Raw genomic sequence first — 13,387 nt, 5'->3', positions numbered from 1 at the left:
CCGCGCGGCCGCCGCAGCACTGTAGCAGCGCCGAACCCGGAATTGAGCCATCCATGACCGTCGTCACCCGTTTCGCCCCGTCGCCCACCGGCTTTCTCCACATCGGCGGTGCCCGCACCGCGCTGTTCAACTGGCTGTACGCCCGCCGCAACGGCGGCACGTACCTGTTGCGCATCGAGGACACCGACCGCCAGCGCTCGACGGACGCCGCGGTGGACGCCATTCTCGACGGCCTGTCCTGGCTCGGCCTCGACTGGGACGGCGACGCGGTCAGCCAGTTCGCCCGCAAGGACCGCCACGCCGAGGTGGCTCAGCAGATGCTGGCCGCCGGCCGCGCCTATTACTGCTACGCGAGCCCCGAGGAGCTGGAGGAGATGCGCGCCGCCCAGAAGGCGGCGGGACAGCCGGTGCGCTACGACGGGCGCTGGCGCGACCGCGACCCGTCGGAGGCGCCGGCCGGGGTGAAGCCGGTGATCCGTCTGAAGGCGCCGCAGGAGGGCGAGACGGTCCTCAAGGACCGCGTCCAGGGCGAGGTGACGGTGCAGAACGCCCAGCTCGACGACCTGATCCTGCTGCGCGCCGACGGCACCCCGACCTATCTGCTGGCCGTGGTGGTGGACGACCACGACATGGGCGTGACCCACGTCATCCGCGGCGACGACCACCTGACCAACACCTTCCGCCAGATCCAGATCTACAACGCCATGGGCTGGGACCTGCCGGAGTTCGGCCACATCCCGCTGATCCACGGCCCGGACGGCGCCAAGCTGTCGAAGCGCCACGGCGCGCTCGGCGTCGACGCCTACCGCGACATGGGCTACCTGCCGGAGGCGATCCGCAACTACCTGCTGCGGCTCGGCTGGGCGCACGGCGACGACGAGATCATCTCGACCGAACAGGCCGTGGAGTGGTTCAACCTGGAGGGCATCGGGCGCTCCCCCTCGCGCTTCGACTTCGCCAAGCTGGAGAACCTGAACGCCCACTACATGCGGCAGGCCGATGACGCCCGCCTCGTGGGTCTTGCCGCCCCGCGGCTGGAGGCGGAGCTTGGCCGTCCCCTGACCGAGTCGGAGCGCGATCTGCTGACCCGCGCCATGAACGGGCTGAAGCAGCGCGCCCGCACCGTGGTCGATCTGGCGCAGAGCGCCCGCTTCTACCTCGCCCCGCGCCCGCTGGCGATGGACGACAAGGCCGCCGCTCTGTTGGACGAGAAGGGCCGCGGCGTCCTGACCGACCTCGCCGCCCGCTTCGAGGCGGAGGCGGACTTCACCGCCGCCGCGCTTGAGGCGCTGGTGCGTGCCTTCGCCGAGGAGCGGGGCGAGAAGCTGGGCAAGATCGCCCAGCCGCTGCGCGCGGCGCTGACCGGCTCCACCGTGTCGCCGCCGATCTTCGAGGTCGCGGAACTTCTCGGCCGGGCGGAAACGCTGGCCCGGATGAAGGATGCCGCAACTGCAGCACGGGGATAACTTCCGTGCGTTGATATCCGCCCGGCATAGAACTATGCTGCGCGCATTCGAAAAGGGCGTTAAGCCCCAACCCTAAAGATAAGGACGTGCCGAGATGACCCAAACCGCGGACAAGGCCGATACCTTCACCCTGATCGACAACCGGACTGGAAAGCAGGTCAGCCTGCCCGTGATGAAGGGAAGCACGGGTCCGGACGTGATCGACATCCGCAAGCTCTACGCCGAGACCGGTTGTTTCACCTACGATCCGGGTTTCACTTCGACGGGCAGCTGCGAGTCCAAGATCACCTACATCGACGGTGATGAGGGTGTTCTGCTGCACCGCGGTTACGCCATCGACGACCTTGCCGAGCACGCCACCTTCCCGGAGGTCTGCTTCCTCCTCCTCAACAACCATCTGCCGAACGCTGCCGAGAAGGAAGAGTTCGAGGGCATCCTGCGCAGCCACTCGATGGTGCATGAGCAGCTGACCCGCTTCTACAGCGGCTTCCGCCGCGACGCCCACCCGATGGCGGTTCTCTGCGGCGTGACCGGCGCCCTCTCGGCCTTCTACCACGACTCGACGGACATCGAGGACCCGGTGCAGCGCAAGATCGCCGCGCACCGCCTGATCGCCAAGATCCCGGCGATCGCCGCGATGGCCTACAAGTACTCGGTCGGCCAGCCGTTCATGTACCCGCGCAACGACCTGTCCTACGCCGAAAACTTCCTCTACATGACCTTCGGCACGCCGTGCGAGCCGTACAAGGTCAACCCGGTCCTGTCCAAGGCCATGGACAAGATCTTCATCCTGCACGCCGACCACGAGCAGAACGCCTCGACCTCGACCGTCCGTCTGGCCGGCTCCTCGGGCGCCAACCCGTTCGCCTGCATCGCCGCCGGCATCGCCTCGCTGTGGGGTCCGGCCCATGGCGGCGCCAACGAGGCCGTGCTGAAGATGCTGGAGGAGATCGGCTCCGTCGATCGCATCCCGGAGATCGTCCGCCGCGCCAAGGACAAGAACGACAACTTCCGCCTGATGGGCTTCGGCCACCGGGTCTACAAGAACTACGACCCGCGCGCCCAGGTCATGCGCAAGACCTGCCATGAGGTTCTGGCCGAGCTGGGCATCAAGGACGAGCCGCTCCTCGACATCGCCATGGAGCTGGAGAAGATCGCGCTCGAGGACGAGTATTTCGTCGAGAAGAAGCTGTACCCGAACGTCGATTTCTACTCGGGCATCATCCTGAAGGCGATGGGCTTCCCGACCAGCATGTTCACCGTGCTGTTCGCCGTGGCGCGCACCGTCGGCTGGATTTCCCAGTGGAAGGAGATGATCGAGGACCCGGTCCAGAAGATCGGCCGTCCGCGTCAGCTCTACACCGGCGAGACCAAGCGGGCGTTCATCCCGCTGGCCGAGCGTGGCTAACCGGCCGACAGCACACATCGGGACGGGTGGCTCCGACGGAGCCGCCCGCAGCCCGGCTGCGTTCATCGTTCCGGCGCGGCGGGTCCGTCAGGGCCAGCCGGCCGCGAACGACAACAAGCCGCCGCTGTCGCGGCGGCTTCGCCGCATCGTCTTCTATGCGGTGATTGTGGCGATGATCGCCGCGGTGGTGCTGCTCTGACCGTTTAGCCCTGGGTGATCGGGATGTGCGGCCCTTCCGCCGCCACACGCTCCATCCATGCGCGCACCGTCGGATAGCCGGACAGGTCGAACCCACCCTCCTCCGCCACATGCGTGTAGGCGTAGAGCGCGATGTCGGCGATGCTGAAGCGATCGCCCACAAAGAAGCGGCGCTCCGCCAGATGCCCTTCCATGACACCCAGCGCGTCGTAGCCGAGCCGGCGCTTGGTCACCAGTCCCAGCTTGCGCTCCTCCGTCATCTCCACATGGTGCGTGATCCAGAAGCGAACGGTCGCGACGTTCGGTTCGTGGCTGTACTGCTCGAAGAACATCCATTGCAGGACCCGCGCGCGTCCCTCCCGGTCGTCGGGGAGATAGGGCGTGCCTTCCGCCAGATACCAGAGGATCGCGTTGGATTCCGGCAGATGGCTGCCGTTCTCCAGTTGCAGGGTCGGGATGCGGCCGTTCGGGTTCCGGGCCAGGAATTCCGGGGTTCGGGTCTCCGCCCGGTCGATGTCCAGTTCGATCCGCTCGTAGGCGATGCCCAGCTTGTGCAGCAGCAGCCGGCATTTGTAGCCGTTTCCGGAAGACAGGTTGTCGTACAGGCGCAGCATGGCGGCGTGTCTCCGAGAGAAATACATCCGATAGCGGATATAAACACGAAACGGAATCAGGCGCCAGCGCGGCCCGTCGGAACGGGAATGCCGAGCCGTTGCAGCCGGACAGGGTCTGCGGCCGCCTCCTCCAGCAGCCAGAGCCGGAAGGCGCGGAGCGCGCCGCGCCCCCGCCCTTCGGCCGGAGCCGTCAGCACATAGCGGTCGCCGCAGGACACCGCCGGCCCGAAGGGAACAACGAGCCGTCCGGCCTCCAACGCCTCCAGCACCAGCGACGGGCGCCCCAGCGCGATCCCCTGCCCGGCTGTGGCCGCCTGGATCACCATCACCGACTCCGAGAAGCTCATGCCGCGCGCTCCGTCCAGATTCGCCCCGGTCGCGGCGCGCCACAGGCTCCAGTCCGGCGATGCCTGATAATGCAGCAGCGTGTGGCGGGACAGGTCGGCCGGACCGGTCAACCGTTCGGCCAGTGACGGCGCGCAGACCGGGACCAGCGGCTCCTCCGACAGAAGCGCCCCTTCCGGCCCAGGATCGCCGCCGCGCACGTAGCGAATGACCGCCCAGCCCGCCTCGGCCTCCGACGCGCGGTCGGTGTTGCCCCCCTCGATGTCCAGGCGCAGGTCCGGCCGGCCGTCCAGGAAGCGCCCCAGCCGTGGCACCAGCCACAAGGCGGCCCAGGTGCGCGGCGCAGCGATGCGCAGCCGTTCCGGCCCTTGTCCGGCGATGCGGTCCCAGCTTTCCTGAACCCGCCCCAGACCGGCGGTGCAGGACCGCGCGAGATCGCGCCCCGCGTCGGTCAGTTGCAGCCCCTGCGGGGTGCGGTCGAACAGGCGGACCCTCAGCCGCTTCTCCAGGTCGCCCACCTGACGGCTGACCGCGCCGTGGGTCAGGCCAAGCTCGTCGGCGGCGCGTGTCATGCTGCCGTGACGGGACGCCGCTTCGAATGCGGCCAGGGCGGTGAAGGGAAGACGCGGCATTGGCGACGCTGATGGATCTCGCTGTGAGGATTCCTCACACCCCCACCCTGCGAAGTCAATTGTGGAGCGTCGGCGCAGCGGGCAGGCTTGGGGCGCGAACAGAACCATCCCGGCGCATCCCATGACGACCCCCTTGGCCATCACCGACCTGTCCACCCTCGACGACCAGCGCTTGAGAGCGGAGCTGGAAGCCCTTCTGGAGGACGCCGTGAACGGCGGCGCCTCGGTCGGCTACCACGCCCCGCTGGACGCTCGCTGGAAGCGGGCTTTCTGGGATGGGGTGGCCGCCCAGCTTCTCGGTGGCGCGCACCGTCTGCTGATCGCGCGCGGGCCGGATGGGGAACTGCTGGGAAGCGTCCAGCTGGCGCTCTGCACCAAGCCCAACGGCGCGCACCGCGCCGAGGTGCAGAAGCTGCTCGTCTTTACCCGCCATCGCCGGAACGGCGTCGCGCGGCGGCTGATGGCGGCGGTGGAGGACGCCGCCCGCGGTCTGGAACGGTCGCTGCTGGTGCTCGACACGCTGAAGGGCGACCGTGGCGAACCCTTTTACGAGGCCACGGGCTGGCATCGGGCCGGCGTGATCCCCGGCTACACCGTGGAAGCGGACGGCGCCTTTCACGACACCGTCCTCTTCTACAAGACCCTGTGAGACCGGTTACTTGGTCTCGATCAGCTCGACCTTGTAGCCGTCCGGGTCCTCGATGAAGGCGATCACGGTGGTGCCGTGCTTCATCGGGCCGGGCGGGCGCGGGATCTTGACGCCTTCCTTGGCGAGCTGCTCGCAGGTGGCGTAGATGTCCGGCACGCCCAGCGCGATGTGACCGTAGGCGGTGCCGATGGCGTAGGGCTCCGCCTGGTCCCAGTTGTGGGTCAGTTCCAGGACGGCGGTGTCCTTCTCGTCGCCGTAGCCGACGAAGGCCAGGGTGAAGCGCCCGCCCTCATAGTCGTTGCGGCGCAGCAGCTTCATGCCGAGCAGGCGGGTGTAGAAGTCCAGCGACTTCTCCAGATCATAGACCCGGAGCATGGTGTGCAGCAGGCGGAATTGGCTCATGGTCTCTTCTCCCAAGCGGGTTCTTGCGCTCTCGTCTTGTCCGGCCTCGTTCTATCCAATTGGCCGGCGGCAACCTCCAGCACGACCTGGGCGGCGCGTTCGCTGGGCGGCGTTCCGCCCTGCCCCAGCCAGCGCGCCACCTCCGCCACCCCGGCGATCTGCGCCGCGCGGGCGGCGGGATCGTCGAGCAGGCGCCCCAGCTCGGAGGCCAGCCGGTCGGGCCGGCAGTCCTCCTGAAGCAGTTCCGGCACCAGCATGCGGTCGAGCATCAGATTGACCAGATTGACGTATTTGACCCGGATCAGCCGCCGGTACAAGGCCACCGTGACCGGATTGAGCCGGTAGGCGATCACCGTCGGCAGGCGGGCCAGCGCCAGTTCCAGCGCCACCGTGCCGGACGCCGCCAGCGCGGCCTCCGCCGCGGCGAAGGCGTCGTATTTCGGACCGTCGCCCTCGACCAGGATGGTGCGCAACGGCCAGCCCGCCACCTCCGCCGCGACGCGGTCGCGCACCGTCGCCACGGTGGGGACCACGGCGACCAGCCCCGGATGGCCCGGCAGCAGCTGTTCGAGCGTGGCGCGGAAGTCGGGGAGCAGGCGCGACACCTCCCCCTTGCGGCTGCCCGGCAGGACGGCGACGACCCGCGCGTCGGGCGCCACGCCGTGGGCCGCGCGGAAGCGGTCCGCGTCGCCATGCCCGGCGCCGCCCTCCACCACCGAATGGCCGACAAAGGTGCAGGGAAGCCCTTCCTTCTCGAAATAGGGAGGCTCGAAGGGCAGGACCGCCAGCAGGTGGTCGTAGATCGCCGCGTATTTGGCGGCGCGCTTCGGCTTCCAAGCCCAGACGGTGGGGGCCACATAGTGGATCAGCGGGATGTCCGGCGCCTGCGCCTTGACCCGCTTGGACACCCGCACCGTGAAGCCCGGCGAATCGATGCCGACCACCGCGTCGGGCCGCAGCCGGAGGATCTCGGCAACGGTCTGGTCGATGCGGCGCAGCAGATTCGGCAAATGGGGCAGCAGTTCGAACACGCCGAACAACGTCAGTTCACCCATCGGGAACAGGCTCTCCAGCCCCTCGGCGATCATCTTCTCGCCGCCGATGCCGGCGAAGCGCACCCGCCCGCCGGTCAGCCGCTTGCAGGCGGCCATCAGCCGCGCGCCCAGCGCGTCGCCGGAAGGCTCCCCGGCAATCAGGAAAATCAACGGATCGTTCACGGCCGGGGCTCCGACGCAACGGTGATGCCGACGACGAAGAGGCCCAGCCGATCGGCGGTTTCGGCCACCGCCGCCCGGTCCACAAGCAGGCTGCCGCCCGCCTCCACCGCGATGCCGCGCAGGCCGGCGCGGGCGGCGTTCTCCACGGTCGTCACCCCCATGGTGGGCAGGTCGAGGCGGCGGTCCTGCTGCGGCTTCTTCACCTTGACCAGGATGCCGCCGGGTCCGGGCCGCGCCAGCCCGACGCAGCGGGCAAGCATGGCGTCGGTGCCCTCGATGGCCTCGACGGCGAGCACAAGCCCCTGCTGCACCACGGCCCCCTGCCCGACGTCGAGCGCGCCGAGCGCGCTGGCGACCTCGACGGCGCGGGCGATGTCGCGCTCCGCCTCACCGTCCGGCCGCAGCCGGCCCACCGGCCCGACGGGGGTGAGAAGCTCGCCGAGCAGTTCGTGCAGGCCGACGACGCGAAAGCCCTCCCCTTCGAGTTCGCGCGCGACGGAGCGCAGCAGCCCGTCATCGCCGAGCGCGCGGGTGCCGACCTTGGCGAGGAACTTGGTGGTGTACCAATCGGGGAGGAGTTCGGTGAAGGATGGCCGGCGCACCGGTCCGGCGAAGACCAGTTCCGTGACCCTTTCCTTCTTCAGCCGGTCGATGATGCCGCCGGCGGCGCCGAAGCGGCTCCACAGATGGGGAAGGCCCTCGACGGTGGCGGGATCGGTGTGGCCGTCAAAGGCGACGACGAAGACGTCGCGCCCCTGGCCGCGCACGGCGGCGGCGATGCGGGCCGGCAAGGTGCCGCCGCCCGCCAGGATGCCGAGCTTGGGAAGAGGCTGCGACATGGCCGGGACTCTCCCACGGAACAGAACAAAGAAAAGGGGGCGCGGACGGCCCCTCAGCCCTCGCGCGGCTGGCAGAGCGACCGCGAGGCGCGCGCGAAGGTCAGCACGTCGGCGACCAGCGTCTGCTTCCCCATGTCGCGCCCGACTTCCTCCATGCGCTCGGCAAAGGTGCCCTCGTTGCCGAACAGCAGACGGTAGGCGGCGCGCAGGGCGTGAATCTCGTCCTTCTGGAAGCCGCGGCGCTCCAGCCCGACGAGGTTCAGACCGGCCAGACGGGCGCGGTCGCCCATGACGAGGCCGTAGGGGATCACGTCCTTCTCAACGCCGGACATGCCGCCGATCATGGCGTGCGACCCGATGCGGACGAACTGGCGCACCGCCGACAGTCCGCCGATGGTCACGAAATCACCGACTTCCACATGGCCGGCCAGCGTGGCGTTGTTCGCCAGAACCGCGTTGTTGCCGACGATGCAGTCATGGGCGACGTGGACGCCGACCATGAACAGGCCGTTGTCGCCAATCCGCGTGACCATGCCGCCGCCCTCGGTGCCGGGGCTCATGGTGACGTGCTCGCGGATCTGGTTGTTGCGCCCGATGATCAGCTCGGACGGCTCGCCCTTGAACTTGAGGTCCTGCGGGCGGTGGCCGATGGACGCGAACGGGTAGATGACCGAATCCTCGCCGATGCGCGTGCGACCCTCGACCACCACGTGGGAGGTCAGGCGCACGCGGTCGCCGAGTTGGACATCCTGCCCGACCACGCAGAAGGGACCGATGGAAACGTCTTCGCCCAGCTTGGCGGCCGGATCGACGACCGCCGTCGGGTGAATGGAAACGCTCATTTCTCGTCCAGGATCATGGCGGAATAGACGGCTTCGGCGACCAGGACACCGTTGACCTTGGCCTCGCCCTTGAACTTCCACACGTTGGCGCGCTGGCGCTGCTTGCTCACATGGATGTGGATGGTGTCGCCGGGGGTGACCGGGCGGCGGAAGCGCGCCTCGTCCACGGTCATGAAGTAGACCAGCTTGCCCTCGGACTCCTTGCCCAGCGTGGCGACCACCAGCACGGCGGAGGTCTGCGCCATCGCCTCGATGATCATCACGCCCGGCATCACCGGCCGCGACGGGAAGTGCCCCTGGAAGAACGGCTCGTTGATGGTGACGTTCTTCACGCCGGTGGCGCTCTCGCCCAGCGTGATGTCGATCACCCGGTCGATCATCAGAATCGGATAGCGATGCGGGATCATTTCCATGATCCGCATGATGTCGAGGTCGGCTATCTTCTTGTTGTCCGCCGTCACATCCATGGTCCGGCCGCCCGCCTTTCAAAATCCACGAGAACGCCCCGAGCCGCGCCTGCGGCGGCACGGGACGCAGCCCCTTGTGCCCCATTTCCGGGGATTTGGCAATCCCGACGCCGCCGGCTTTCCGGCGGCCCCCTTTGCGCAAACGAAAAGCCGCCACGCCTCCCTGCGGAAGCGTGGCGGCTCGTTTCGACGCGCCTTACTGCTTGGGAACGGTCAGCGCGACCTGGGGCAGCTTCTTGTTGACCCGCTCCAGAACCACGTCGGTGACGTCGAGCTGGGTGTCGACCAGGACGAACTGCTGGCGGGCGAGGACCAAGTTGGCGCCGCGCTCGCGCGCGACGTCGGCCACGATCTCGACCATGTTCTTGTGGACGACGGCCATCGCCTCGTTCAGCGCGTTTTCCAGGGCGCGCTTGCGGCTCTGCACCGTCTTCTGGACCTCGCCGACCTGCTTCTCGAAATCGCGGCGCTTGTTGGCCAGCGCGTCCGGAGCCAGCACGGTCTGCTGCTTGCGCAGTTCCTCCTCGGACTTGCGCAGCTTGTCCTCCAGCGAGGCGATTTCCTTCTGGTAGGTCTCGCGCAGCGATTCGAAGGACTTCGAGACGCCCTTGGAGGCGTTCGATTCCTGCATGATCTTCTGGACGTCGACCACCGCGATGACCGGCGCCTTGAGGGTGTCGGTCGGCTTGTCCTGGGCGAAGGACGGCGTCGCCATCGCGACGCCCGCCATCACCGCACCGGCGGCGACCAGCGCCCTGAGCTTGCTGAACTGCATGTTAGAACCTGGTTCCAAAGCTGAAGCGGAAGATCTCTTTCTTGTCGTAATCTTCCTTGATAATCGGGACCGCAAAGTCAAGGCGGATCGGCCCGAAGGGCGAGCGCCAGGACAAGCCGGTGCCGACCGACAGGCGGACCGATTCGTCGTCGGGCACGAGCGGGTCGTTGATGTCGACCTTGCCCAGCGTGCCGACGTCGGAGAAGGCGTGGCCCTTCAGCCCGAATTCCTCGGGCAGGCCGACCGGGAAGCTCATCTCCACCGAACCGCGGTAGTAGCGGGTGCCGCCCAGGGCGTCGCCGGTGCGCAGGTCGCGCGGACCGATGCCGGCGGTGTTGAAGCCGCGCAGCGTATCGCCGCCCAGGAAGAAGCGGTCGGACAGGAAGACGTCCTTGCCGATGCCGACGATGTAGCCGACCTCGCCCGTGGTGCTGAGCACCCAGCTGTCGTCGAACAGCGGCAGGTAATAGCCGGCGCCGAGACGGTTGCGCAGGAAGCGGGCGTTGCCGCCCACACCGGCGAAATCGTTCGTCAGGCGGACGTAGTAGCCTTCCGTCGGGTTCAGACGGCTGTTGCGGCGGTCGTAGGTCAGCTCCTGGCCAATCAGCGACGTCGTGCGCGCGCCCTTCTGGTCCTGAATGTAGCGGGACGCCGAGCTGGGAACGCTGGTGATGTCGGTGTTCTGCAGCTGGTAATAGACGCGCTGGCGCAGGTTCTCCGTCAGCGGATAGCCCATGCGCAGGGCCATGCCGGTGCTCTTCTCGTCGAAGGAGCTTTCGTCCTGATAGTCGCGGGTGATGCGGAACAGGTCGAAACCGGCCGACAGGTCACGGTCCAGGAAGTACGGCTCGGTGAAGGAGACGTCGTATTCCTGGCGGCTGCCCGACACGGTGGCGCCGAAGCGCAGGTCCTGGCCACGGCCAAGCAGGTTGCGCTCGCGGATCGAGAAGTCGGCCAGCGGACCGTCGGAGGTCGAGTAGCCGGCACCGATGGAGATTTCACCGGTGGACTGCTCGGTCACCTCGACGTTCATCACGGTGCGGTCGGGCGCCGAGCCCTCCGCGGTGGTGATGTTGACGCGCTCGAAATAGCCCAGGTCCTTGATGCGCTGCTCGGAGCGGCGCAGCTTGGTCGTGCTGAACGGGTCGCCTTCGGACAGCAGCATCTCGCGCCGGACCACCTTGTCCAGCGTGCGGACGTTGCCGGTCACGTCGATGCGCTCCACGAAGACGCGCGGTCCCTCGACGATGTCGTAGACGATGTCGATGGTCTGGTTCTCGCGGTTGCGCGAGATGCGCGGACGGACGTCCACGAAGGCGTATTGCAGGTCGCCGACCGCGTTGGACAGCTTGGTGATGGTGTTTTCCACCTCCTGCGCGTTGTACCAGTCGCCCTCGCGCGTGCTCAGCACGCTGCGCAGCTGCTCGGGGTCCAACGCCTTCAGCGAGGTGCTGATGTCCATCTTGCCGAACTTGTAGCGCTCGCCCTCGTCCACCGTGAAGGTGATGACGAAGTCCTCGCGGTCCGGCGTCAGCTCCGCCACGGCGGAGACGACGCGGAAGTCGGCGTAGCCTTCCTTGAGGTAATAGCGGCGCAGCAGGTCGCGGTCGTAGTTCAGACGGTCCGGATCGTAGTTGTCGTCCGACGTCATGAAGCGCCACCAGGCGCTTTCCCGCGTCTGGATCGCCTCGCGCAGCGTCCCGTCGGAGAACTTCTCGTTGCCGATGAAGGTGATGCTGCGCACGCCGGTGCGCACGCCCTCGTTGATCTCGAACACCAGATCGACGCGGTTCTGGTCGAGCTGGATGATCTTCGGCTCGACGGTCGCGGCGAAGCGGCCCTGGCGGCGGTAGATGTCCAGGATGCGCTGCACGTCGCTCTGGACGCGGGTGCGGGTGTAGACGACGCGGGGACGGAGCTGGATTTCCTTCTCCAGGTTCTCCTTCTCGATGCGCCGGTTCCCCTCGAAGGCGATGCGGTTGATGATCGGGTTTTCCGCCACCTGCACCACCAGCGCGTCGCCGTCGCGCTTCAGCACGACGTCGGCGAACAGACCCGTGTTGAACAGGGCCTTCAGCGACTGGTCGATGCGGTCGGGGTCGAAGGGATCGCCGGGCGCCACCGCGAGGTAGGAGCGGACGGTCGTCGGCTCGATGCGCTGGACGCCCTCCACCCGGATGTCCCGGATGGTGCCGCCCGAGAACATCTGCGCCACCAGCGTCCCGTCGCCGAAGGCGGCGGATTTCGCCGCCCCCCGATTGGGCGCGCCCGCCTGGGCCCAGGCTGCGTGGGAAAGGGCAAGAGAAACCGTCGTCATGGCGCAACCGGCCATCAGGCCGAACGCCAGAACCCTGCTCGACACCCGCAAAGCTCGCTCCCTGGCTTTGGGGGCATCCCTCAGGAAATGAGCCCCCTAAAGAAATCCACCACGCGAAGCTGAACGAGATCGTTCCACGTGGCGAAAACCATGAGCGTTAATACCAAAGCAAGCCCGATGCGGAAACCGTATTCTTGCGCTTTAGGTCCGAGAGGACGCCCACGGAGTCCTTCAAGGGCGTAGAACATCAGATGGCCGCCGTCAAGCAGCGGAACCGGAAACAAATTGATCATGCCGAGGTTCACGGACAGGAAGGTCATGAACCAGATCAGCGGGTACCAGCCGGATTGGGCGACCTCGCCGGACATCTGGGCGATGCGCAGCGGCCCGCCCAGCTCCTCGGTGCCGCGCGATCCCTCGATCATCTGGCCCAGCGCCACGAAGGTGCCCGACACCATGCCGACAACCTCCCGGCCCGCCTGCCACAGCGCCGTCAGCGGGTCGTGGCGCTTCGTCTCCGCCCCGCCGCGCATGATGCCGAGCTGGCCGATGCGATGGGTGTTGCCGAGTCGGTCGGTGACCTCCCGCACGTCCGGAGTCGCCGTCAGGTTGACCGAGCGGCCGTCGCGTTGCACCACCATCTCCAGCGGCGCGCCCGGCTGCATCGAGACGATCTGCCGGATTTCCTCGAATCGCTGGATGCCGCTGCCGTTGATCGAGACGATCAGGTCGCCCGGCTGCAGGCCGGCGCGCTCCGCGGCGCTGCCCGGCTGCACGCCGCCGACGTCCGGCGGGGTGAAGGATTGGCCGGCGGTGGCGAAGAGGATGGTCAGGGCGACGATGGCGAACAGGAAATTCGCAATCGGTCCCGCCGCCACGATAGCCGCCCGCTGGCCGAGCCGCTTGTGGTGGAAGGAGACCGCCTGCTCCTCGGCGCTCATGCTCTGCGTGTGGGCGCCGGGCGTGCTCGCCGGGTCGGCGTCGCCGAACATCTTCACATAGCCGCCGAGCGGGATGGCGCTGAATTTCCAGCGCGTGCCGGAGCGGTCGGTCCAGCCGAACAGCTCCGGACCGAAGCCGATGGAGAAGACCTCGATCCGCACGCCGTTGCGGCGCGCCACGAGATAGTGGCCGAGTTCGTGCACAAACACGAGCACGGTGAGGACCAGCAGAAAAGACAGAAGCGTGGTCCCGAAGCCGCCCATGACGTCCATCA

The 13,387-nt window shown here is 67.7% G+C and carries 14 protein-coding genes; 4 read left to right on the top strand and 10 right to left on the bottom strand.

The window, feature by feature from the left end; all coding sequences use genetic code 11:
- The first annotated feature begins 53 nt into the window (after nucleotides 1–53).
- The 3 genes from gltX to ABVN73_RS04630 all read left to right on the top strand — a co-directional run bounded on the left by gltX (nucleotide 54) and on the right by ABVN73_RS04630 (nucleotide 3,073).
- Nucleotides 54–1,466, top strand: a complete 1,413-nt coding sequence (gltX, locus tag ABVN73_RS04640; RefSeq protein ID WP_353859126.1) for a glutamate--tRNA ligase — start codon at nucleotides 54–56, stop codon at nucleotides 1,464–1,466.
- 94 nt (nucleotides 1,467–1,560) lie between these two features.
- Nucleotides 1,561–2,874, top strand: a complete 1,314-nt coding sequence (gene gltA, locus ABVN73_RS04635) for a citrate synthase (RefSeq protein ID WP_353859125.1) — start codon at nucleotides 1,561–1,563, stop codon at nucleotides 2,872–2,874.
- The gene (locus tag ABVN73_RS04630; RefSeq protein WP_353859124.1) at nucleotides 2,867–3,073 is read left to right on the top strand and encodes a hypothetical protein; all 207 of its coding nucleotides are present in this window, start codon (nucleotides 2,867–2,869) and stop codon (nucleotides 3,071–3,073) included. Before gltA ends, ABVN73_RS04630 begins: the two co-directional genes overlap by 8 nt.
- A 4-nt stretch (nucleotides 3,074–3,077) precedes the next feature.
- Here the strand turns inward: ABVN73_RS04630 and ABVN73_RS04625 are convergent, their stop codons facing one another.
- Both ABVN73_RS04625 and ABVN73_RS04620 read right to left on the bottom strand, forming a co-directional pair.
- Nucleotides 3,078–3,686, bottom strand: coding sequence for a glutathione S-transferase family protein (locus tag ABVN73_RS04625; protein ID WP_353859123.1), 609 nt, complete (start codon nucleotides 3,684–3,686; stop codon nucleotides 3,078–3,080).
- A gap of 56 nt (nucleotides 3,687–3,742) precedes the next feature.
- Complete coding sequence (locus ABVN73_RS04620) at nucleotides 3,743–4,663, bottom strand: LysR substrate-binding domain-containing protein (RefSeq protein ID WP_353859122.1); 921 nt, start codon at nucleotides 4,661–4,663, stop codon at nucleotides 3,743–3,745.
- A 121-nt stretch (nucleotides 4,664–4,784) separates the two neighbouring features.
- On the opposite strand from ABVN73_RS04620, the gene ABVN73_RS04615 reads away from it, so the two are divergent.
- Nucleotides 4,785–5,312 (top strand): GNAT family N-acetyltransferase, encoded by a 528-nt coding sequence (locus ABVN73_RS04615; protein ID WP_353859121.1) that lies wholly within the window; start codon nucleotides 4,785–4,787, stop codon nucleotides 5,310–5,312.
- A 6-nt stretch (nucleotides 5,313–5,318) separates the two neighbouring features.
- Here the strand turns inward: ABVN73_RS04615 and gloA are convergent, their stop codons facing one another.
- The 8 genes from gloA to rseP form a co-directional block, all read right to left on the bottom strand.
- On the bottom strand, nucleotides 5,319–5,714 hold the full coding sequence (gloA, locus tag ABVN73_RS04610; RefSeq protein ID WP_014240164.1) for a lactoylglutathione lyase: 396 nt from the start codon (nucleotides 5,712–5,714) through the stop codon (nucleotides 5,319–5,321).
- Nucleotides 5,711–6,931 (bottom strand): lipid-A-disaccharide synthase, encoded by a 1,221-nt coding sequence (gene lpxB, locus ABVN73_RS04605; protein WP_353859120.1) that lies wholly within the window; start codon nucleotides 6,929–6,931, stop codon nucleotides 5,711–5,713. The genes gloA and lpxB overlap by 4 nt, the downstream gene beginning before the upstream one ends.
- Nucleotides 6,928–7,770, bottom strand: coding sequence for a UDP-2,3-diacylglucosamine diphosphatase LpxI (gene lpxI / locus ABVN73_RS04600; RefSeq protein WP_353859119.1), 843 nt, complete (start codon nucleotides 7,768–7,770; stop codon nucleotides 6,928–6,930). Before lpxI ends, lpxB begins: the two co-directional genes overlap by 4 nt.
- A 53-nt stretch (nucleotides 7,771–7,823) precedes the next feature.
- Entirely contained in the window at nucleotides 7,824–8,612 is a 789-nt protein-coding gene (gene lpxA / locus ABVN73_RS04595; protein ID WP_353859118.1) for an acyl-ACP--UDP-N-acetylglucosamine O-acyltransferase, read from the bottom strand.
- Nucleotides 8,609–9,079 carry a 3-hydroxyacyl-ACP dehydratase FabZ gene (gene fabZ / locus ABVN73_RS04590; RefSeq protein WP_014240160.1) on the bottom strand — a complete coding sequence of 157 codons (471 nt, stop codon included), beginning with the start codon at nucleotides 9,077–9,079 and terminating at the stop codon, nucleotides 8,609–8,611. Before fabZ ends, lpxA begins: the two co-directional genes overlap by 4 nt.
- Before the next feature lie 196 nt (nucleotides 9,080–9,275).
- Nucleotides 9,276–9,854: an OmpH family outer membrane protein gene (locus ABVN73_RS04585; RefSeq protein ID WP_353859117.1), complete on the bottom strand. Its 579-nt coding sequence runs from the start codon at nucleotides 9,852–9,854 to the stop codon at nucleotides 9,276–9,278.
- 1 nt (nucleotide 9,855) lies between these two features.
- A complete protein-coding gene (gene bamA / locus ABVN73_RS04580; RefSeq protein ID WP_353859116.1) occupies nucleotides 9,856–12,171 on the bottom strand; it encodes an outer membrane protein assembly factor BamA in 2,316 nt (771 codons plus the stop codon).
- Between the two features lie 80 nt (nucleotides 12,172–12,251).
- Nucleotides 12,252–13,385 (bottom strand): RIP metalloprotease RseP, encoded by a 1,134-nt coding sequence (gene rseP / locus ABVN73_RS04575; protein WP_014240157.1) that lies wholly within the window; start codon nucleotides 13,383–13,385, stop codon nucleotides 12,252–12,254.
- Nucleotides 13,386–13,387: the final 2 nt, after the last annotated feature.

Source organism: Azospirillum formosense (assembly GCF_040500525.1).
GTDB classification, from domain to species: Bacteria; Pseudomonadota; Alphaproteobacteria; order Azospirillales; family Azospirillaceae; genus Azospirillum; species Azospirillum formosense_A.
This window is presented reverse-complemented; position numbering and strand designations above follow the sequence as displayed.

Bases quoted from the DNA above. Each gene is read 5' to 3' on its own strand.
- gltX (WP_353859126.1), top strand. From the start codon at position 54: ATGACCGTCGTCACCCGTTTCGCCCCGTCGCCCACCGGCTTTCTCCAC.
- gltA (WP_353859125.1), top strand. From the start codon at position 1,561: ATGACCCAAACCGCGGACAAGGCCGATACCTTCACCCTGATCGACAAC.
- ABVN73_RS04625 (WP_353859123.1), bottom strand. From the start codon at position 3,686: ATGCTGCGCCTGTACGACAACCTGTCTTCCGGAAACGGCTACAAATGC.
- ABVN73_RS04620 (WP_353859122.1), bottom strand. From the start codon at position 4,663: ATGCCGCGTCTTCCCTTCACCGCCCTGGCCGCATTCGAAGCGGCGTCC.
- ABVN73_RS04615 (WP_353859121.1), top strand. From the start codon at position 4,785: ATGACGACCCCCTTGGCCATCACCGACCTGTCCACCCTCGACGACCAG.
- gloA (WP_014240164.1), bottom strand. From the start codon at position 5,714: ATGAGCCAATTCCGCCTGCTGCACACCATGCTCCGGGTCTATGATCTG.
- lpxI (WP_353859119.1), bottom strand. From the start codon at position 7,770: ATGTCGCAGCCTCTTCCCAAGCTCGGCATCCTGGCGGGCGGCGGCACC.
- lpxA (WP_353859118.1), bottom strand. From the start codon at position 8,612: ATGAGCGTTTCCATTCACCCGACGGCGGTCGTCGATCCGGCCGCCAAG.
- fabZ (WP_014240160.1), bottom strand. From the start codon at position 9,079: ATGGATGTGACGGCGGACAACAAGAAGATAGCCGACCTCGACATCATG.
- ABVN73_RS04585 (WP_353859117.1), bottom strand. From the start codon at position 9,854: ATGCAGTTCAGCAAGCTCAGGGCGCTGGTCGCCGCCGGTGCGGTGATG.
- bamA (WP_353859116.1), bottom strand. From the start codon at position 12,171: ATGACGACGGTTTCTCTTGCCCTTTCCCACGCAGCCTGGGCCCAGGCG.
- rseP (WP_014240157.1), bottom strand. From the start codon at position 13,385: ATGGACGTCATGGGCGGCTTCGGGACCACGCTTCTGTCTTTTCTGCTG.